Genomic DNA, 17,506 nt, shown 5'->3' with positions numbered 1-17,506 from the left:
TGATTCTGCACTCCAGGCTTCCCTCGCCAAAAATCTCCCTTGAATCGCCCGCGAATCGCTACCCATCGGTGACGAGATGCATGTTCAACACGCGCTGCGTTTTCATGCCCGGCTCCGGGCGGCGACTCTGTGGTTCGCCTTCGCCGCCTTCGGTGTGTCGCCGATGGCGCGCGCCGCCGGCGACCTGCCGGACAAGACCATCGTGTATTGCTCCGAGGCGAGCCCCGCCGGCTTCGACGTGGCGCAGTACACGACGAGCGTCGAGGCCAGTGCGGCCGCCTACACGGTTTACAACCGGCTCGTCGAGTTCAGGCGCGACGGCCCGGGGGTCGAGCCGGGTCTCGCCGAAAGCTGGGAGATTTCGCCCGACGGGCGCCAATACACGTTCCACCTGCGCCACGGCGTGAAGTTCCAGACCACCGCGTATTTCAAGCCGGCGCGCGCGTTCAACGCTGACGATGTCGTCTTCACCTACCAGCGCATGCTCGACCCGGAGCAGCCCTTTCGGAAGGCGTATCCCGTGCCGTTTCCGTATTTCCGCGATCTCGGGCTCGCGAAGAACATCACGCAGATCGAAGCGCCCGACCCGTATACCGTGCGCTTCACCCTGGCGAACGTCGATGCGCCGTTTCTACAGAAAGTGGCCATGCCGTTTGCATCGATTCTCTCGCGCGAATACGCCGACAACCTGCTCACGGGCGGCAACGCGCGCGACATCAATCAATTTCCGGTCGGTACCGGACCGTTCATCTTCCGTAGCTATACGAAGGATGCGGACATCCGCTTCGACGGCAATCCCGACTACTGGCAGCCGGGGATCGTGCAGGTGCGCAGGCTGGTCTTCGCGATCACCGTGGACCCGGCAGTGCGGCTGCAGAAGCTGCGCAGCGGCGAGTGCCAGGTGATGAGCTATCCGCGCCCCGCCGACATCGCCGCAATCCGCGCCGATCCCAGCCTCCAGATGCCGAGCCAGGTCGGCTTCAACCTCGGCTATCTCGCGTACAACACGACGAAAAAGCCACTCGACACGCTCGCCGTGCGCCGTGCGCTCGACATGTCGATCAACAAGCGCGCGATCCTCGAATCGGTGTATCAGGGCGGCGGCCGGCTCGCGACCAATCCGATGCCACCGACCCAGTGGGCCTACGACACCCGCCTGAAGGACGCGCCCTACAATCCGGCCGTGGCAAAGGCATTGCTTGCCGAGGCGGGCTACCCCGAGGGCTTTGCGCTCGACCTGTGGGCCATGCCCGTGCAACGGCCCTACAACCCGAACGCGCGGCTGATGGCCGAAATGATCCAGGCGGACTGGGCGAAGATCGGCGTCAAAGCGCGCATCGTCACCTTCGAGTGGGGAGAGTACATTCGCCGCGCGCGGGCGGGCGAGCACGATGCGCTGCTGATTGGCTGGACCGGCGACTACGGCGATCCCGACGACTGGCTCGGCGTGCTGCTCGGCTGTGATGCCGTCCAGGGCAGCAACTTCGCGAAGTGGTGCTACAAACCCTTCGACGATCTCATCAAGCAAGCTCGCGCGACGACCGACGTCGCCGCGCGCACGGCCGAATACATGGAGGCACAGGAGATTTTCAAGGATCAGGTGCCCTTCACGCCGATCGCGCATTCGACCGTCTACCAGCCGCTGTCGCGCGACGTCGCCGGCTTCAGGATCGATCCGTTCGGTCCGACGCGATTCTGGGGCGTCGGCCTGAAGTAGACGGCCCGGTTTTCGCCCGCATTAAACATCACTTCTCCCCTGTTTTTCTCGTGACGCCACGTGGCGGAGCATGGCATCGGATATATCTCGCCACGCTGCGCGTGCGCTTCAAAATGTCACTACGCCGGTCGTCCTTCCTATTGAACGGCGCGCTTACGGCAGCGTGCACCGTTCCGGTCGATCGCACCGATGCACTCGGTTCGCAGCCGGTCCTACGTCAATGACGGAGCATGAAATGAAAATCTCCGATGAGCGCTGCCTGCGCTCCCAAGTCGAAAAGTGGCTTGCGCCGGGAGCCGAAGAGACGGTGCGCGTGATCCTTTTCAGCCGAACGCGGCTAGAAAAGCGGCGCTATGTCTGCATCGAGGCGTCGCACCCCGCCGGCTCGCGCGCCCTCTTCTTCTTCCGGCACGAGCACGGCTGCTGGCGCGTCTTTCCGCAGCGACCGCAATATCCGAGCATGACCGCCGAGCACATCAGCGCGTGAATGGGCGGCCAACTGACATAAACAAAGGGATTCAAAGCGCAAGGATGTCGCGCGAGCCGGAGCCTTTGTCGTGCTCGCATGCGGACAAGCGGCAAGCCGGCACGCCGCACCGGTCAGCGCGCGAACATGCTTCATGCCTCTGTCATCCCCGTCTCCGGCCAGCGCAGCGCGAATTGTTTTGCGTAGAAGTCGTCGCCCTCGCTCTCGCAGAGCACCTTCCAGATCTCGTTGAGCGTCGCATGCGGGTCGGAGTTCAGAAACGCCGTTCTGATGAGAACGTGATTGCGCAGGGCGACTCCCGCGCTGCCGTTGGAAAGATGCGCCGACGCCTTGGCGATGCCATCCTCGAACGCCGCCTGTTTGTCGCGAATCGTCTCCGCACTGTCGAGCGAATAGGCGCCTTCGGGATACTTGGGCTTGCCCATGTCGAGCGCGCCATACATCAGGCCATAACAGTAGGCCATGGTCGAGTACGCGCGCACCGACGCCTCGAGTGCCCGCCACACCTCGATCGCCATCGCAACCGGCATGGCCACCGCGTTGATCGGCTCGACGAAGACCAGCATCGTTTCCGCATCGGCGACGATGGCCGCGGCTTCGAGCAGCGTCGAAATAAAGTGCGCTCCCGTTTCGAGGTCTTTTTCCGAGACGGGACTCTTCTCCACGACCGGTGGACTCGAGCCCAACGGCTTCCCTGTGTCGGGATCGAGGGCAACCCCGTTGACGTCCGTCAGCGTGCGCGTGCCGTCGGGCGAAACATTAAGCACGCGATTGTCCGGATAGGCGGTCATCGACGAGCCGTCGGGATAGTCGACCCGTGTGGTGCCGTCGGGGAAAAAACGGGTCGTCGTGGACCCGTCTTCGTTGTTGGTAGTCGTCGAAAGGTCGGTATCGCTGGCGGCGTAGTTCATCGCATCTCCTTCGAAAAGCATGGCCGAGACCACGTCCAGGGTCTCGTAGGAAGTCGCGGGCGCCGGCGCGCCGGGTGCGCATCGATGCCCGCTTTCGTACTGATCGGCGGCGCGTGTCGTCACGCCGCGTCCAGCGCTGGCAGCAGCGGCGGAATCTGGCATATCCAGGCCACGACCTGCATGCCGGGACGAGAAAACTTCTGGTTGTTCCAGCTTCCGCCGGCGACACAGAATGGCCCAAGGCTGAGTGCGTTAGCCGCAAGCGCCTTCTGGTCTTCTTCCGTCCACGAGGCCTCGATGCTCAGATTGCGGATCACGACCATCCCGACCGTGATCAAGGTGATGAAGCCGGACGGCCCATTCAACGAGCCGCTCGCCACCTGTCCACGCCGGTAGCCCGGTATCGCCCAGCCCGGCGGCACCGAAAGGAACACTTCATCCCACCACGGACGGTCAAAATTCACGAGACAGTAGTCGAAGTCGATGTGAAAACCGACACTCTTCACGGGCTGCTCGGAAGTCGCCGCCTGAAGCGCCTCACGGTCGATGACCGCTGGCGGCAGGACCCGAAACTGAAGCTCGTTGGCGGCCACGACGTGCGACAGCGGCTCGACGGTAGCCACGGTTGCCACCGGCTGCATGAGTGCCCTGCTCTGGAAGCTCGCCAAGACACCGGAATTGACGAGCAACGGTCGCGCGGGAGGTGGCGAGGCGGCCACGGTTGGTGCTGCGAGCAGCGACGCCCGCGTCAGGAACGCGCCGACCGCGGGCGCCTGGGTCTGACTGACAACCCGAAACGTGAATGTGGGATGCTGGACTGCCGAGGGGGTGGGACTCGGCACAGGGTTTCCTGATGGCTGATCGCCCGATTGCTGGTGATACGTCGCCCAGCAGTCGGCATTCGGCAGGAACCAGTTGGCGGGAGACATGCCGGTCGCATAGTAGACATCGTGCGAGCCCGTCGCGTCGATGCTGTTGCCAGCGTCGGTCGCTCCGGAGACTTCCAGCATCTTGTTTCCGTCTAGTTTGGCGAGCGCGTCGGCCTTGCGGGTCTCGAACGAATTCTTCTCCTGCTCCGTTCCCTGAAGGCAGATGCTGCCGCGCAGCGCATCGGCGTACCAGTTGGACAGTTTGCCGCCAGTTCTTGTGAGATACCAGCCCTCCGCAAGCGCGTCGGACACCGGCAGCTGATCCGCGAGCTGCGCGGCACGCTGATGCGAAAACAGCTGCTGCTGGTTGGGGTTGTCATTAAAACCGAAATCAGCAGCGGCGAGCGGCGTGCCGCCCTTGTCAAAGAACATGGCGATGCCGCCGGGCGCGTCACCCGTCGCGCCGCCGAGCTGCTTCTGCAGGAAATCGTGGAGCTCGGCGGCCAGCTGGTCGATGGTAGTCATGCGGCCACCTTCTTCACTGCGAGTGCTGGATCGTCGACAGGAGGACATGCTGGCAGTACCTCGCTGAGCCACGCGACAATTTGCGCACCGCGGATCGTCAACGCGCCCGCCTCGAAGTGGGCTTTGTAGTCGTTTGAGAAACTGTTGCCGGCCTCGTCCTGATACTGTCCGCCATACCCGCTTTCGCTATGCGACGCGCCGGCGTCGAGACAGATTGGCCCGAATACCGGCACTTCGACCTTTCCGCTCGCGGAGCTCGAATGCTGCTGGTTGCTGCCTTCGCTCTTCTGAAAGTAGTTGCTGAGCGTCGCCCCGTCGTTGTTCCATTCCTGCGTATAGATCCTGACATTGCGGATCACGAGGAAGTGCGTGGGTATCATCGGCAGCAATGGGTCGTTCTTGAGCACTTGACCCGTGATGGATCCGTCGCTGATGCAATTGGCCTTCTCGCCCTTCAGATACCAGTTCTTGAGCTGGAATAGATCAGTGATCAGCCAGGGCCGCACGATCTCGCAAAGACCATATTCGAGGTCGATCGAAAGGTTCTTGGCGTCATTGTGAAAAGAGCCATAAGTGGCCGAACTACCAGAGGATTCGCTCTGATTGCTCGAATCCTGTTCGCTATAGGAGCCGTTGAAGCCGAAGCCCATGATGCTCGCGCCCACGTCGCCGCTCGACGATTCCGAACTGCCCCGCCAGCTACCCGAATTGACCTGGTACTGGTTCGATGCGTAGTGCGAGTTGTAGTCGCTTTGCGTGAGCGTTAGCTGGGTCCAGCCGATGTTGTCGACGTCGAACGCTGCCCAGTCGGACGGCAGCACATAAGAATACGGCTCCTTCACGCCCGGGACGTTCGGAACCGGAATGCTCCAGGCATCCATCAGCTTGCGTGCGTCGGCAATCGCGCCCTGCTCGAGCGGGACGCCCAGCGATTCCACCGTCGCGAGCGCGGCCTCGACATCGTTCGCACCTTGCGCCTTCCACTGATCGTAGGCCTGGCGAACGGCGGTGTCGTAGGGATCGAGCAGCATCGGCGCTGAGTCTGCCTGCGCCGGGTCCGCAAGCAGGCGGTTGCTGTTCACAACGTAGTTGGCCTTGGCCACGGCGTAAGCCGTCTGGTTTCTCTTGTAGGTGTTGTAGAGCGGCGTCGGCGTGTTGTCCGCCGACCAAAGCACCTTGGTGGCCGCGTCGATGCGCTGCTGGTCCGCCGCGGAACGGGGCGGCGCCGGCGGGGCTTCCATCGCGTCGAGTATTTCCTTGTATGCGAACGAGAGATGTCTTCCGCCGCCGCTATAGGTCTCGAGCGTGCCGTTATCGGTCACGATGAGCATCGTATTGACGAGCTGCTCGGTGTTATACGTCGCCTGCATCGCACGCTTGACGTTCTGAGCCACCGCAGCCGCAGCCGTTGCCGCCGTGGCGACGGCCGCGGGATCAGTGCCGGCCGGGGGTTGTTGCGCACCCGTGCCCTGGGTCGGCGATCCGCCGATCGGACTCCATGCTCTACCGAAGTCGGTCGCGGAGATCATCTGGCCGACACGCAACTGGGAGTACACGAATCCCACGGTCGCCTTGTCATCGGTCCTCGTAGGGCGGCTCTGCTTGATGTAGGAAATTATTTCAGACAACAGATCGACGGCTAAAGCGCGAGGCTCATTATCGGGCGTGCTCATGACAGGTCCTTTCAGGTTCAGCGGTTGCAGGCTTGAAATCGGGACGAAGTTCCCCCGGGCTGGCGCCCGGACAGCTTTCCAATCGGCGGTCGCATTGCCGCACGATCCCTCGTGCGGCAATGCGACCACTTAGCATCGTCAGCGTCCGTGCGGTGTGCCGGTCTGCTGCGATCAGCCGCCGGTGAAGACCGGCCCCTGTGCGCCGGGAGAAAACGGCGGAAACAGTTCATCGAGTGCTGTGCCGCCCATTGGCGATGGCGCCTGCGGCGGCACGGCGCCAGGCTTCGTCGCTGGCGCGCGCGGTGCGGCGGCGCTGTCCGGCGTCGTGACCGGGGGGCTCGACTGCGCCAGCAATTCCGTCTTTCTGGCGGACCCCGCGGACGTTCCAAAGTAATAGCCGATGATGCTGATCCACGCCGTGCCGAGTGAACCGAGAGTCACGTTGACGAGATTGCGGTTGGTTTCCGGCAGGGCGTACAGCGCCATCAGAACGAAGATGCCGAAGAAGCCGATCGTTACCGCCATCGCAAGGACCTTGGGCACCCAGTCCCGCGTGGCGATACCCATCGCCCTAGCGTCCTTGCGGTCTTCCGCATTCACACGAGCCAGTTCGATCTCATGGGTCAACTGGGCTTGCGCCGCCGTCACCGCGAGTTGCTGAAGCTGAACCGCGTTCGCGCTCTCCGCCTGCCGCACCTTGTCGAGTGCGCTCGGATCCTGAAGCGCCGTCTCGATCGCTTGGGGATCGTTCGGCGTTCCGAGTACGTGCGACAGGAGCGTGGCGGCAGCGGTCACCCCCAGTCCGACCGGGCCGCCGATGAGTCCGGCGAGAAGCGGCGCCGTCCCGCCTATCGTTGATGCTACCTTGGTCCAGTCCATCAGATTGCTCCCAGTAAGAGATTCTTGGCCATCCTGTCGGTCCATCCGCGGCTGAAGCTGGGCCAGGCATGCAGACCCTTCAGGTAGCGCAGGCGAAAGGCCGCAAACCGCATCACGAACTTGAGCGGATCGGCATTCTTCACCGCATCGACCGTCTGCTGGCCAAACTTGCCGTCCGGTTCCGCGTCAGACGCCTTCTGCATCCAGAGCACGACAAGGCCGCCGTTGTAGTTGGCGTCGAAGATCTGAAACGCCACGCGCGGATCGAATTCATCTAGGCGCAGCGGGTCCCAGTATTTCGTCTTGGCAATCTCCTTTGCCGTGGCGAGAGGCAGGTCCTTCATCGGTCCGGCATATCCATACGTACGGGCGACGCGTGCGGTCACGCCCCACATGGTTTCCCCACCCGGATCGGCCGGGTTGAAGGAATAGCCCCCTTCGCTTCCGATCAGGGACTTAAATGCATCGTCGAAGCTGCTCATCGCTCTTCTCCATCGTGATCCGGTGTGTTTGGGAACACGGTCTGCAGGACGGGGCCGTGTCGAAGCTAGAACGAAGCAGCGTTGCGCTTTTTGAAAGATCCGCATCCGACCGTCGACATGGCGGCGGCCGAGGGCCCGTTTCCGAGGTGAGCCAACTAAATCTGCCCTAAGGTCCGCGTTTGTTCACGTCAAACGAGGACGGATGTTTTTATGCGCGCTTACGCGAATCCGCGTAAGCGCAATTTTTTGTAGGGCATTGCGTTGAAGGCATCGTCGTAAATGCGCTTTAGGGAAGGTCTTATGCGGACGCCTCCCGGATTGGAAACAGAGTTGCGATGTTGGCTGGCAGGTAAAAGCAACACGCTTATGTCCGGCCCGTTTGCGCGGGCCGGTATGCGCCTGCGGGCCCTGATGGAATTTGCTGGCGACGTCCTCATCTGAACATCGAACACAATGGTTCATCTTCCCTAGTCAGGCTTGCGCAGCAAGTGAAAGTGCGTGGGCGAATTGACCGACGAACTCTTCCATCGTCTTCTCGCCGTAGTCCACGGTCAACGCTCGTCCCGCGAGTACTACATCAACATTAGTTATCCCAATCAATCCAAGGATCTGTCGTAGATAGCCGCTTGCGACGTTAAAGGACTCATATTTCGTGCCGGGAGCGAAGTCGCTTCCGGACGTCACAATGACGGTTGCTTTCTTGTCGGTCAACAAGCCTTCATAGTCCATGGTAAACGTGATGCCAACGCGAACAACCTGGTCGATATAGGCCTTCAGGATGGCCGGAATAGAGAAGTTGTACATCGGTGTGCCGATGACGATCTGGTCCGCCGACTTCAATTCCGCGATGAGATCGTCAGAAACCTTGATCGCCGCCGCCAGTTCCGGTGTGTGCTGTTCTGGCGGAGTGAAAGCTCCGCCGATCCACGGTAGATCAACAAATGGAAGGTGTGTCTTGATCAGATCGCGAATGATGACAGAGCCGCCGGGATGCTCAAGCTTCCATTTTTCGATGAACTCCCCAGTCAGTTTGCGGGAGGTGGAATAGTCGAGACGAGGGCTAACCTCGATTGCGAGAAGTGTTGGCATGTTGGACCTGTCGAAACGATTGCGGATGTGGTGTGAGAGACAGAGGTTAGGAAAAACCGATGAATATCCCTCCCAGCGAAGCCCGCATTCCTGCTGGCTAGATATGGTGAAGCGCCTCGCTCTATCAGTGGACAAGCACTGTCGTCGCCGCGCGAACGAGCGAGAGGGTTGCAGATCGTGATCAGATCATGTAGTGCCTCACTTAAATGTGTGTAATTTACACAGTGACATTTAGAGATAAAAAAACTACCAGACTAAGGGCATAGTAAATTTACCAAGCCGCGCAACTTCGGCAGCTATATCGGCAATCGTCACCCCTGCAAGCTCGTTTTCAAGCGCCGTACGTGCCCTATTCAGGGCAGGCCCCATCGCAGCCTGGATGTTCCCGCCCACAACGCAAGTTGCGCAGGGCGGCGTCCGATGCAGCGTGAAAAGTTCGGTATCTTCCACCGCCTCATATACGTCTAGCAACCTGATCTGCGCCGCGGGTTTTGCAAGCATGGCACCCCCGCCAGCCCCGAGTTGGGATGTTGTCAACCCAGCTTCGATCAGGCGCGAAAGTAGCCCTCGAATAACGACGGCGTTGGTATTGGCGCTGTATGCCAAGTCCTCGGAGCGCATGGGCTTGTGGTCGCTCACCGCAAGTGCGGCAAGGGTGTGGATGGCCACGGCAAAACGTGTACTCGTAGGCATTTTGATTCTCACCATGTGTAATTGCAATGGTTACATATAAAACAGACTCAGTCAACCTCTTTGCGACTATCGATAATAGTAGTGCTGCGCCCTTAGGCGGTAACAGTGCATCTCCCGGGTCGGCCTTGTAGAGAATGGTCATGTCGCTGCCCTGGCTTTTCTAATTTTTGATGGCTCAGGCACTTGAATACCCGCGAGACCGGGATCAATCCGATCAATACCCCGCGGCCCACCGGTTCAACTCTGCCGCGGATTGCTTGCCGTCGAAGCTCTCCATGACGCGCACTCCGATGAGTGGACCGAACTTGAACATCTGTCCGTCGCAGTTCGTGATCACCACGGTGCGTCCCTGTGCTTCCACGCGAAAGCGCCCACTCGCGTCCATCACGTAGTAACCAACCTGCATGCGAACCGGCTTGTATCGGTCGGCCTGCCGAAGAAACGGGGAAAAGTGGCTAATGACCTCATGCCCTTCGGATGGCTGAGCTTGGAATCCATCGCTGGGTCGCCCGCGCCTCCTGTGACTGCCAGAGCCGAACTTCAATCCCGTTCCTTGCGTGGGCGAGATTGCGTAGTTATCGCCGGGGCCGAGATCGGTGAGGCAGGGGCTGTTGCGCCAGGCGTCGAGGTATTCTTCTGGCGGCTCCACGTAGCAGACAGCCTGCCGGAAGGTGGGCATCCCTGCATAGCCGGGTAGGAGTTCGGGAAGCCACGCACCGGCGGCAACGACCACGAGATCGCCTGACACAGCCGACCCATCCTCCAATACGACCTCGCCACGCGCTGGATCAACCCGCACCGCTTTGCTATGAATTCGATTCTCGATGCCCCTGTCCGAGACCCAGCGGGCCAGGTCATCAACGATGCGACTGGCAAAAAGCGCACCTCCTGCTCGCGACAGGAGCCCCCAACTGGTTACGGGCAAGCTCAATTGAGGACATGTCTGTTCAACGGCTTCCCGATCGAGCACTTCGTGCGGGATGCCTAGCTTGCGAAACGTCGACAGGCTCCGGTCCGTGTAGTCTTCGGCCGCCAGAGAAATACCCATCGTTCCGGTGTTGGAGAAATGCCGGACGCCAAGATCGTCCCACAGACGATCCCACGCATCGAATGCGTCACCCACCATCCGGGTATAGCCTTCTGCGTCGCCGTATTGGTAGCGGATCATTCGATGCTGATCGTAGGACGCGGCGCTCGGGTTGGCGATAGTGCCTTGCTCAAGAAGGGTGACCGCATGCCCGTTCAGCAATGCAGCACGGGACACAGAAAGACCCACGATTCCAGCTCCCACAACGACAACATGGCCCATAAGGAAAGCGCTCCAAGGATGTATTCAATCAACCGCTTCTCAAGTTTCGAGCGATCACGCGACGACGACGTTGCGACACACGCTACGCGCCGCGCCCTGGTCTTCACACTCGTCGGCGATGGGGCCGAAACCAAAAAACCGCTCTACTCGTAGTCCGATGCATAGACAGTTTCGGTTCGAGCCACGATCGCATCACGAGCAAGACCGCAAAGTTGACAACCAGATAAAGCAAGCCGGCCAACGTGAAGACTTCAATAACCGCGAACGTCTCGCTCATCAAGCGTTTGGCCAGGCCGGTAATCTCGAGAACCGTAACGGTCGATGCGAGACTGGACTCCTTGACGATAACAGTGATCTCGTTCGTATATGCCGGGAGCGCCAGGCGAAATGCGATCGGAAATCTGATGCGCCGGAAGCATAGCCAGTTCGACATTCCGCATGCACGAGCAGCCTCTATCTCACCGGCAGGAATCCCCATCAGGCCACCCCTGAGAATCTCCGACGTATAGGCTGCCGTATTCAGCGTAATGGCGAGCGTCGCGCAGTTGAATCCATCGCTGAAGAACCACCAGAGGGCTGTCTGGTCCCTGAGAAACTGCAGCTGTCCCAGTCCAAAATAGATGATGAAAATCTGCACTAGCAGTGGGGTGCCTCGAAACACCATGCTATAGAGCACGGCAAATGCCGCGAGGCTGCGGTTCGACGATAGTCTGGCGAGTGCAAAGCCAAGGCCAAGTGGAAACCCGATAACGATCGCCACGAGACCTATTTCGAGCGTCGTCACCAGTCCCTTGAGAAGCAGAGGGATTGCGCGTTGAATAAGTTCGAGGTCCATGCTTACACCACCCTCACGCCGCGATTCAAGTTGCGCTCGACCAGACCGAAGGCGACCTGGCTAAATAGGGTGATCACGAAGAACACGATTGCTGCGATGACGAAGAAGATCAGCGGTTGCCGGGTTGTGCCTGCGCCGATGTAAGCAACGCGAATGAGTTCTGCCAGTCCTGTCACCGAAACGAGCGATGTATCCTTGATCGTCGCCTGCCAGACGTTGCTGATACCGGGCAATGCGTAGCGGAACATCTGGGGACCAATGATTCGTGTGTAGAGCTTGCGCGTTTGCATCCCGACGGCCCGGGCTGCCTCGATCTGTCCCGGATGAATAGCATCGAGCGCACCGCGGAATACCTCTGCCGCATATGCTGCGGCGATGGCTCCCACCGAAACCACCCCGACGATGAACGAGTAAGCGCTTTGAAACGCATCGGCATAGCCAAAGAACGTGCCGACTCTCGCTACGAACTCGACCGATCCGAAGAAGATCAGGTACACCACTAACAGCCCCGGAACGCTTCGAACGATCACCGTATATACATCGACCACTTGCGACGCGACGGGAACACGAGCCCACTTCACCGCGGCCAGGAGGAGTCCGAGCAGCATCCCAAGACCCATCCCGAGCACCCCCACTGCAACGGTGACAGCACTCCCGCGAAGAATGGACAAGCCCCATCCGTCCTCCCATAGCAGGCGTGAAAGGGCGATATCCATGATGGCTCCAGAGATAAGTTACTTGCAGGTGAGCGAGTAGTCGTCGCTGAACTACTTCTCGCTCATGGCTTTCATTTGACCGCTCTTGATGATGTCGCAGAGTGCAATGTCGATCTTCTTGGTCAGGTCCTGATTGTCCTTGCGAATGCCGACGCCCATGCCATGACCCAGTGTGGTCGGGTCGTCAGTGGCTACGACCTTGACCGGAACCTGTTCGAAATTCGCCCCTTCCGGTTTTTTCAGGTAGTCGGTCCAAGACGAGCCGTCATCGAACGCGGCATCGAACCGCCTTGCGCTCAAGTCACTCTCGAGTTGGGTCAAAGAATCGTAGCTCTTGATCGTTGCATCAGGAATGTTCTTCGCAATAAATCGTGAGTAGGTCGTCCCTGTGACGACGCCAATGGATTTCCCCTTCAGCGCCGCGAGAAGCGGAGGCAGTGAAGTGATCTTCGCAAGCGGCGACCCCTTGGGCACGATGAAATATTGTGGCGCCGAGGCGTAGGGGATCGAGTAGCCGATTTTCTTTTTTCGCTCCTCGGTAATTCCCAGACCAGAGATGATGATGTCGAACCGCTTCGCATCGAGTGCCGGGATCAATGTATCGAAACCCTGGACCACAAATTTGCAGGTGACATTTAGCTTTGTGCAAATCGATCGCGCAACGTCCGCGTCAAACCCCGTTACGTTACCGCTGGCGTCGGCCATGCTGTACGGAGGCGCGTCGCCCTCGGTCCCGACGGTCAGGGTTCCTTGCGCGGCCATACCGGAGGTGGAAATGGAGGCGAACAACAGGCCCAACAGACAACTTAAGAGTTTCCCTTTCGACATGTCCATTCTCCAGATTGTTCGGGCGGCCACGATTGGTCGCCCTTGGTTGCATCAAACGAAAACTGATTGCCTGCGATGAGCCTGCGACGAAATCAGAACTGTTGTCGCAGGAACTTCCTTGTCTGGTCCGATACCGGCTGATTAAACAGCTGGTCGGGCGCTCCCTCTTCCTCCACACGTCCCTGATGCAGGAACACGACCTTGTCCGATACCTCGCGAGCGAAACGCATTTCGTGCGTAACGAGAAGCATCGTGCGGCCCTCCTCGACCAAACCTCGGATGACGCGTAGTACCTCGCCAACGAGCTCCGGATCGAGTGCGGACGTCGGTTCATCGAAGAGCATGACTTTCGGTTGCATGGCAAGCGTGCGAGCGATGGCGGCCCGCTGTTGCTGGCCGCCCGAAAGCCGGCTGGGATAGTGGTTCAGCTTGTCGGAAAGTCCGACCTTTTCCAGCAGGTGCAACGCGTGGTCGATTGCCTCCTTCCGTGGCTTTTGAAGCACGTGAATCGGAGCCTCGATCACGTTTTGCAACACGGTGAAATGCGACCACAGGTTGAAGCTCTGAAACACCATGCCCGCGGTTCGGCGAATGCGCTCGATCTGGTGCCGGTCCGCAGGCCCATTTCGCCCGTGGCTTCCCGATCGCATCCTGACCACCTCGCCGCAGATCTCGATTTCGCCAGCATCGGGCGTCTCGAGCAGATTGATACAGCGCAATGCCGTACTCTTTCCCGATCCCGACGCCCCGATGATCGAGATGACGTCTCCCTGATTTGCCGTCAGGTCGATACCCTTCAGTACAGGGACGTCCCCATAGCTCTTAGTCAGCCCGCGGACGGCGACGGCACGGCCTACGCCCGACGCGGCCTGCCCGATAGGACAGAAGCTTTCTGGACTACTTCCAACGCCGGGATAGTGTGCGACCCGTTTAAGAACCGATCCAGCGACAGCGTCTGAAGCGAACATCTCGTCTGACATGAAAATACTCCAGGAAGAGACGGTAGACTGCTATAGGTTCAGAACCGCAAGCCGTCGCGGACCAGTTCGTCGGTCACTTGTTTGATGGCGGCGGCCGTAATCTCCATCATTTCGTCAACTTCACTCTCCGTCATGATCAGCGGCGGCGCGAAGCCGAGGATGTCTCCATGAGGCATTGCTCGCGCGATCAGTTGCCGGTCGCGGGCAGCCTTGGATATCCGTGCCCCAACTTTCAAAGCAGGATCAAACCGCTGCTTCTTGTCGCGATCGGCTACGAACTCGATGGCCGCGAGCATGCCCACGCCCCGCACCTCGCCAACTATCGGAAGGTGAGCGAAGCGCTCGTGCATGCGTGCCTGAAGATAGGCGCCTGTCGAGGCGGCTTTTTCGACGAGGTTTTCCCGCTCGACAATGTCGAGAACCGCATTAGCCGTTGCAGCACCGATCGGATGGCCTGAGTACGTGTAACCGTGCGAGAACGCACCAACCCGTTCTGCGCCATCCTCCATCACCGCATAAATTTTCTCGCTTACGATCGAGGCCGACAGGGGGAAGTACGCCGAGGTCAATCCCTTCGCGACGGTAACGAGATCAGGCACGATCCCGTACATGTCGCAGCCGAAGGGCGTTCCGATACGGCCGAATCCGCAAATCACCTCGTCGGCAATGAGCAGGATGTCGTACTTGCGTAGCACCGCTTGAATTGCGGGCCAGTAACCCTTCGGCGGTGGTGTAATACCGCCGGTACCCAACACGGGCTCGGCGATGAAAGCAGCTACGGTATCGGGGTCCTCCGCGAGAATCAGTGCTTCGAGTTCCTGTGCACGCCGCAAGGAAAAGGCTTCCTCGGTTTCGTCTGGCACAGCCCCCCAGTAATGGTGCGGAACACCGGTATGCAAGATTCCAGGGAACGGCAAGTCCATGTGGTCGTGATAGAAGCTCATTCCCGTCATGGACCCGGATACCACCGTGCAGCCGTGATAACCACGGTCTCGCGAAATGATTTTTTTCTTCCTCGGCCGGCCTAGCAGATTGTTGTAGTACCAAACCAGCTTGGCCTGAGTCTCGTTGGCATCTGAACCGGAAAGTCCGTAAAAGACCTTACTCATGTTTCCCGGCGCCATCGTCACCAGTCGGCTCGATAGCTTCGCCAGCTCCTCTGTCGTGTGCGCGGCGTAGCTGTGGTAGTACGCAAGCTTGTGCGCTTGCCGTGCAATGGCGTCCGCGACCTCGGTGCGCCCATAGCCCACGTTGACGCAATATAAGCCGCCGAATCCGTCGATGAATTCCCGCCCGGTCGAGTCCTTGATCTTCACACCCTTGGCGGTTTCGATGATGGTCGGGTCACCCAGCGTACCGTTGGCAAAGTCCTTGAGGTTTGTGAAAGGATGCAAGACGTTCGCGCGGTCCAGCTCGGCTATGCTGCTACTGAATGTCATTTCTAATTCTCCGATGATCTACCCGGCCAGATTGCCGAAGCAGACGTATTTGAGTTCCATGTAGTCATCGACACCGTGGCGCGATTCTTCCCTTCCGAGGCCGGATTGCTTCCACCCGCCAAACGGAATCGGAGCGCCGCCGAAGGACGCGGTGTTCACCCCGACCATGCCGTATTCGAGGCGATCGTTAAGCCGCATTGCGTGGTTCAGATCCTGTGCGTAGACGTAAGCGGCAAGCCCCATTTCGCTGTCGTTCGCCCGAGCGAGAAACTCGGCTTCGTCGTCGAAGCAAAGGATCGCGGCGACCAGGCCGAAGGTCTCCTCATGCGCGATCAACATTTCTTCAGTCACATCCACAAGCACCGTTGAAGAAATTGAGGTAGTCGACAGAATTCACATGAGTTAGATTAGCTGGGCAATAATGCGGAAAGCAGCGACAAAATTCCTCTTGACGCAGGATTCAGGTGTATTAAACGGGAATACGCAGTAAAACTGCGTTGGCAATAATGGCGAACATTGACCAAATTGACGCGCGCATTCTTAACGCCGTGCAAGCGAACAACCGCCTCACATCGGATGAGCTCGCTGCAGAGGTGAATCTGTCTTCAACGGCCGTGCAACGTCGATTGAAGAGGCTCCGTGCGGAAGGAGTGATTAAAGCGGACGTTTCCGTCATCGAGCCGAAAGCGGTCGGCCGTCACATCTCGATGTTTGTGCTGGTGTCCCTTGAGCGAGAGCGCGCGGACATCGTGGACCGCTTCAAGGAATCGATACGTTCAACGCCTGAAGTGATGAACGGGTACTACGTAACGGGAGAGTCGGATTTCGCGTTGGTCGTTACCGCGAAAGACATGGAGGACTACGAGAAATTCACCCGCCGATTTTTCTATGAAAACCCGGACATCAAGGGTTTCAAAACGATGGTCATCATGGACCGGGTAAAGGTCGGATTTTCTATCCCGGTGAGCGTAGCCGACGACCCCGCGTAGAGCAAAAACCGACCGATCAGTAGCCCGCTGTGCGGCAGCGGACGGCGGCCCGATAGCTGATTTCCACCGAAAGCGGACATCCGTCATGGACGACCTATGGCTTGCGACCTGCGCTCTTTTTTTGATCGTAAATCAATGCGCCAGTTTCGACTGGGATGAACGGCGCCTGAAAACGGTCGATCAGAAAGTCGATAAATGCTCTGGCGCGTGCTGCCTGATTTCGCTGGCTGGGATAGTAGACAAACAGGTCGGCTGACGGCAGTACTATGTTGGGCAAAACTAATTTGAGCCGCCCGCTTTGAACGTACTTAGCCAGATCCCATTCAGAACGGATCAATATCCCATGCCCGTCGAGCGCCCATCGCAGCACGATATCTCCATCATTGCTTGAAAGAGCGCCTTTGACCTTCAACGCTTCGGTGTGGTCCCCCTGCATATACCGCCACACGCCATAGGCATCATCGTTCTGGCGATGAATGATGCAGCGGTGACGAACAAGGTCTTCCACACGCTCCGGTGTTCCGAAACGCTCAAGGTATTTCGGTGAGGCGCAAAGAAAACGACGATTGCTCATGATGCGCCGGACGCTAAGCCGGCTGTCGGGAAGCGTTCCAAAACGGATCGCCATATCAAACGCTTCCTCAACCAGATCGATGGGCCGGTCGGTCACTTCAAACTGGATCTCCACATTGGGAAAGCGCTTTGCGAATTCAGACACAAGCGGCGCGATGGTTGTGCGCCCGAAGCCGAGCGTTGCATTGATGCGTAACAGACCATGAGGATCCGACCGCGCTCCCGATATCTCGTCTTCCATCTGCCGTACCTGTCCGACGATTTGCGTTGCATAGCGCAAATAAGTCTCACCCTCTGGCGTCAGGCTGACATTCCGCGTCGTCCTGTTGACGAGCCGCGCCCCTAGTCTTTGCTCTATGACTCCCAGGCGTTTGGTCGCGGCCGGTGGTGTGAGGTCAAGCGCCCGCGCCGCGCCCGACAGGCTCTTCAGTTTGGCGAGGAGGATGAAAAATTCGAAATCGGACGTCGAGTCAGTTGTCACCTCAGTTGTTCACCTAAAGTAAAAAATGAAA

Annotated in this window: 18 protein-coding genes and 1 pseudogene; 4 read left to right on the top strand and 15 right to left on the bottom strand. The window is 59.2% G+C overall.

Annotation, left to right across the window (positions count from 1 at the left end):
* The first annotated feature begins 76 nt into the window (after positions 1-76).
* Together M0D69_RS04130 and M0D69_RS04125 are read left to right on the top strand one after the other, a co-directional pair.
* Positions 77-1,717 carry an ABC transporter substrate-binding protein gene (locus tag M0D69_RS04130; protein WP_301780798.1) on the top strand — a complete coding sequence of 547 codons (1,641 nt, stop codon included), beginning with the start codon at positions 77-79 and terminating at the stop codon, positions 1,715-1,717.
* Positions 1,718-1,952: 235 nt separating this feature from the next.
* Positions 1,953-2,204 carry a hypothetical protein gene (locus M0D69_RS04125; RefSeq protein WP_301780797.1) on the top strand — a complete coding sequence of 84 codons (252 nt, stop codon included), beginning with the start codon at positions 1,953-1,955 and terminating at the stop codon, positions 2,202-2,204.
* A gap of 131 nt (positions 2,205-2,335) precedes the next feature.
* Here the strand turns inward: M0D69_RS04125 and M0D69_RS04120 are convergent, their stop codons facing one another.
* The 14 genes from M0D69_RS04120 to M0D69_RS04055 all read right to left on the bottom strand — a co-directional run bounded on the left by M0D69_RS04120 (position 2,336) and on the right by M0D69_RS04055 (position 15,795).
* Positions 2,336-3,115 (bottom strand): hypothetical protein, encoded by a 780-nt coding sequence (locus tag M0D69_RS04120; protein WP_301780796.1) that lies wholly within the window; start codon positions 3,113-3,115, stop codon positions 2,336-2,338.
* A 119-nt stretch (positions 3,116-3,234) separates the two neighbouring features.
* Positions 3,235-4,509 (bottom strand): hypothetical protein, encoded by a 1,275-nt coding sequence (locus M0D69_RS04115; RefSeq protein WP_301780795.1) that lies wholly within the window; start codon positions 4,507-4,509, stop codon positions 3,235-3,237.
* Positions 4,506-6,182 carry a hypothetical protein gene (locus M0D69_RS04110; RefSeq protein ID WP_301780794.1) on the bottom strand — a complete coding sequence of 559 codons (1,677 nt, stop codon included), beginning with the start codon at positions 6,180-6,182 and terminating at the stop codon, positions 4,506-4,508. Before M0D69_RS04110 ends, M0D69_RS04115 begins: the two co-directional genes overlap by 4 nt.
* 171 nt (positions 6,183-6,353) lie before the next feature.
* Positions 6,354-7,061, bottom strand: coding sequence for a hypothetical protein (locus M0D69_RS04105; RefSeq protein ID WP_301780793.1), 708 nt, complete (start codon positions 7,059-7,061; stop codon positions 6,354-6,356).
* Positions 7,061-7,543: a glycoside hydrolase family 108 protein gene (locus M0D69_RS04100; protein ID WP_301780792.1), complete on the bottom strand. Its 483-nt coding sequence runs from the start codon at positions 7,541-7,543 to the stop codon at positions 7,061-7,063. The genes M0D69_RS04105 and M0D69_RS04100 overlap by 1 nt, the downstream gene beginning before the upstream one ends.
* A 471-nt stretch (positions 7,544-8,014) precedes the next feature.
* Positions 8,015-8,632: an FMN-dependent NADH-azoreductase gene (locus M0D69_RS04095; RefSeq protein WP_301780791.1), complete on the bottom strand. Its 618-nt coding sequence runs from the start codon at positions 8,630-8,632 to the stop codon at positions 8,015-8,017.
* Between the two features lie 246 nt (positions 8,633-8,878).
* Positions 8,879-9,325, bottom strand: coding sequence for an Rrf2 family transcriptional regulator (locus M0D69_RS04090; RefSeq protein WP_301780861.1), 447 nt, complete (start codon positions 9,323-9,325; stop codon positions 8,879-8,881).
* 214 nt (positions 9,326-9,539) lie between these two features.
* Complete coding sequence (locus M0D69_RS04085; protein WP_301780790.1) at positions 9,540-10,634, bottom strand: FAD-binding oxidoreductase; 1,095 nt, start codon at positions 10,632-10,634, stop codon at positions 9,540-9,542.
* A gap of 103 nt (positions 10,635-10,737) precedes the next feature.
* Positions 10,738-11,469 carry an ABC transporter permease gene (locus M0D69_RS04080; protein ID WP_301780789.1) on the bottom strand — a complete coding sequence of 244 codons (732 nt, stop codon included), beginning with the start codon at positions 11,467-11,469 and terminating at the stop codon, positions 10,738-10,740.
* Positions 11,470-11,471: 2 nt separating this feature from the next.
* Positions 11,472-12,185: an ABC transporter permease subunit gene (locus M0D69_RS04075; RefSeq protein WP_301780788.1), complete on the bottom strand. Its 714-nt coding sequence runs from the start codon at positions 12,183-12,185 to the stop codon at positions 11,472-11,474.
* Positions 12,186-12,236: 51 nt separating this feature from the next.
* Positions 12,237-13,013: a transporter substrate-binding domain-containing protein gene (locus tag M0D69_RS04070; RefSeq protein ID WP_301780787.1), complete on the bottom strand. Its 777-nt coding sequence runs from the start codon at positions 13,011-13,013 to the stop codon at positions 12,237-12,239.
* A 92-nt stretch (positions 13,014-13,105) separates the two neighbouring features.
* Positions 13,106-13,993 carry an ABC transporter ATP-binding protein gene (locus tag M0D69_RS04065; RefSeq protein WP_301780786.1) on the bottom strand — a complete coding sequence of 296 codons (888 nt, stop codon included), beginning with the start codon at positions 13,991-13,993 and terminating at the stop codon, positions 13,106-13,108.
* Between the two features lie 38 nt (positions 13,994-14,031).
* Entirely contained in the window at positions 14,032-15,432 is a 1,401-nt protein-coding gene (locus M0D69_RS04060) for an aminotransferase (protein ID WP_301780785.1), read from the bottom strand.
* A gap of 18 nt (positions 15,433-15,450) precedes the next feature.
* On the bottom strand, positions 15,451-15,795 hold the full coding sequence (locus M0D69_RS04055) for an aldehyde dehydrogenase family protein (RefSeq protein ID WP_301780784.1): 345 nt from the start codon (positions 15,793-15,795) through the stop codon (positions 15,451-15,453).
* A gap of 143 nt (positions 15,796-15,938) precedes the next feature.
* Here M0D69_RS04055 and M0D69_RS04050 point away from each other — a divergent pair.
* Both M0D69_RS04050 and M0D69_RS04045 read left to right on the top strand, forming a co-directional pair.
* Positions 15,939-16,079, top strand: a pseudogene (locus M0D69_RS04050) (Lrp/AsnC family transcriptional regulator); the annotation flags it as partial.
* A gap of 3 nt (positions 16,080-16,082) precedes the next feature.
* Positions 16,083-16,421, top strand: coding sequence for an Lrp/AsnC family transcriptional regulator (locus M0D69_RS04045; RefSeq protein ID WP_301780860.1), 339 nt, complete (start codon positions 16,083-16,085; stop codon positions 16,419-16,421).
* 94 nt (positions 16,422-16,515) lie between these two features.
* Here the strand turns inward: M0D69_RS04045 and M0D69_RS04040 are convergent, their stop codons facing one another.
* Positions 16,516-17,475: a LysR family transcriptional regulator gene (locus M0D69_RS04040; RefSeq protein WP_301780783.1), complete on the bottom strand. Its 960-nt coding sequence runs from the start codon at positions 17,473-17,475 to the stop codon at positions 16,516-16,518.
* Positions 17,476-17,506: the final 31 nt, after the last annotated feature.

This window comes from Caballeronia sp. SEWSISQ10-4 2 (assembly GCF_030464885.1).
Lineage (GTDB): Bacteria > Pseudomonadota > Gammaproteobacteria > Burkholderiales > Burkholderiaceae > Caballeronia.
The sequence above is the reverse complement of the archived record's forward strand: the minus strand, read 5'-3'. Positions and strand labels throughout refer to the sequence as shown.

Bases quoted from the DNA above. Each gene is read 5' to 3' on its own strand.
- M0D69_RS04130 (WP_301780798.1), top strand. From the start codon at position 77: ATGCATGTTCAACACGCGCTGCGTTTTCATGCCCGGCTCCGGGCGGCG.
- M0D69_RS04125 (WP_301780797.1), top strand. From the start codon at position 1,953: ATGAAAATCTCCGATGAGCGCTGCCTGCGCTCCCAAGTCGAAAAGTGG.
- M0D69_RS04120 (WP_301780796.1), bottom strand. From the start codon at position 3,115: ATGAACTACGCCGCCAGCGATACCGACCTTTCGACGACTACCAACAAC.
- M0D69_RS04115 (WP_301780795.1), bottom strand. From the start codon at position 4,509: ATGACTACCATCGACCAGCTGGCCGCCGAGCTCCACGATTTCCTGCAG.
- M0D69_RS04110 (WP_301780794.1), bottom strand. From the start codon at position 6,182: ATGAGCACGCCCGATAATGAGCCTCGCGCTTTAGCCGTCGATCTGTTG.
- M0D69_RS04105 (WP_301780793.1), bottom strand. From the start codon at position 7,061: ATGGACTGGACCAAGGTAGCATCAACGATAGGCGGGACGGCGCCGCTT.
- M0D69_RS04100 (WP_301780792.1), bottom strand. From the start codon at position 7,543: ATGAGCAGCTTCGACGATGCATTTAAGTCCCTGATCGGAAGCGAAGGG.
- M0D69_RS04095 (WP_301780791.1), bottom strand. From the start codon at position 8,632: ATGCCAACACTTCTCGCAATCGAGGTTAGCCCTCGTCTCGACTATTCC.
- M0D69_RS04090 (WP_301780861.1), bottom strand. From the start codon at position 9,325: ATGCCTACGAGTACACGTTTTGCCGTGGCCATCCACACCCTTGCCGCA.
- M0D69_RS04085 (WP_301780790.1), bottom strand. From the start codon at position 10,634: ATGGGCCATGTTGTCGTTGTGGGAGCTGGAATCGTGGGTCTTTCTGTG.
- M0D69_RS04080 (WP_301780789.1), bottom strand. From the start codon at position 11,469: ATGGACCTCGAACTTATTCAACGCGCAATCCCTCTGCTTCTCAAGGGA.
- M0D69_RS04075 (WP_301780788.1), bottom strand. From the start codon at position 12,185: ATGGATATCGCCCTTTCACGCCTGCTATGGGAGGACGGATGGGGCTTG.
- M0D69_RS04070 (WP_301780787.1), bottom strand. From the start codon at position 13,013: ATGTCGAAAGGGAAACTCTTAAGTTGTCTGTTGGGCCTGTTGTTCGCC.
- M0D69_RS04065 (WP_301780786.1), bottom strand. From the start codon at position 13,993: ATGTCAGACGAGATGTTCGCTTCAGACGCTGTCGCTGGATCGGTTCTT.
- M0D69_RS04060 (WP_301780785.1), bottom strand. From the start codon at position 15,432: ATGACATTCAGTAGCAGCATAGCCGAGCTGGACCGCGCGAACGTCTTG.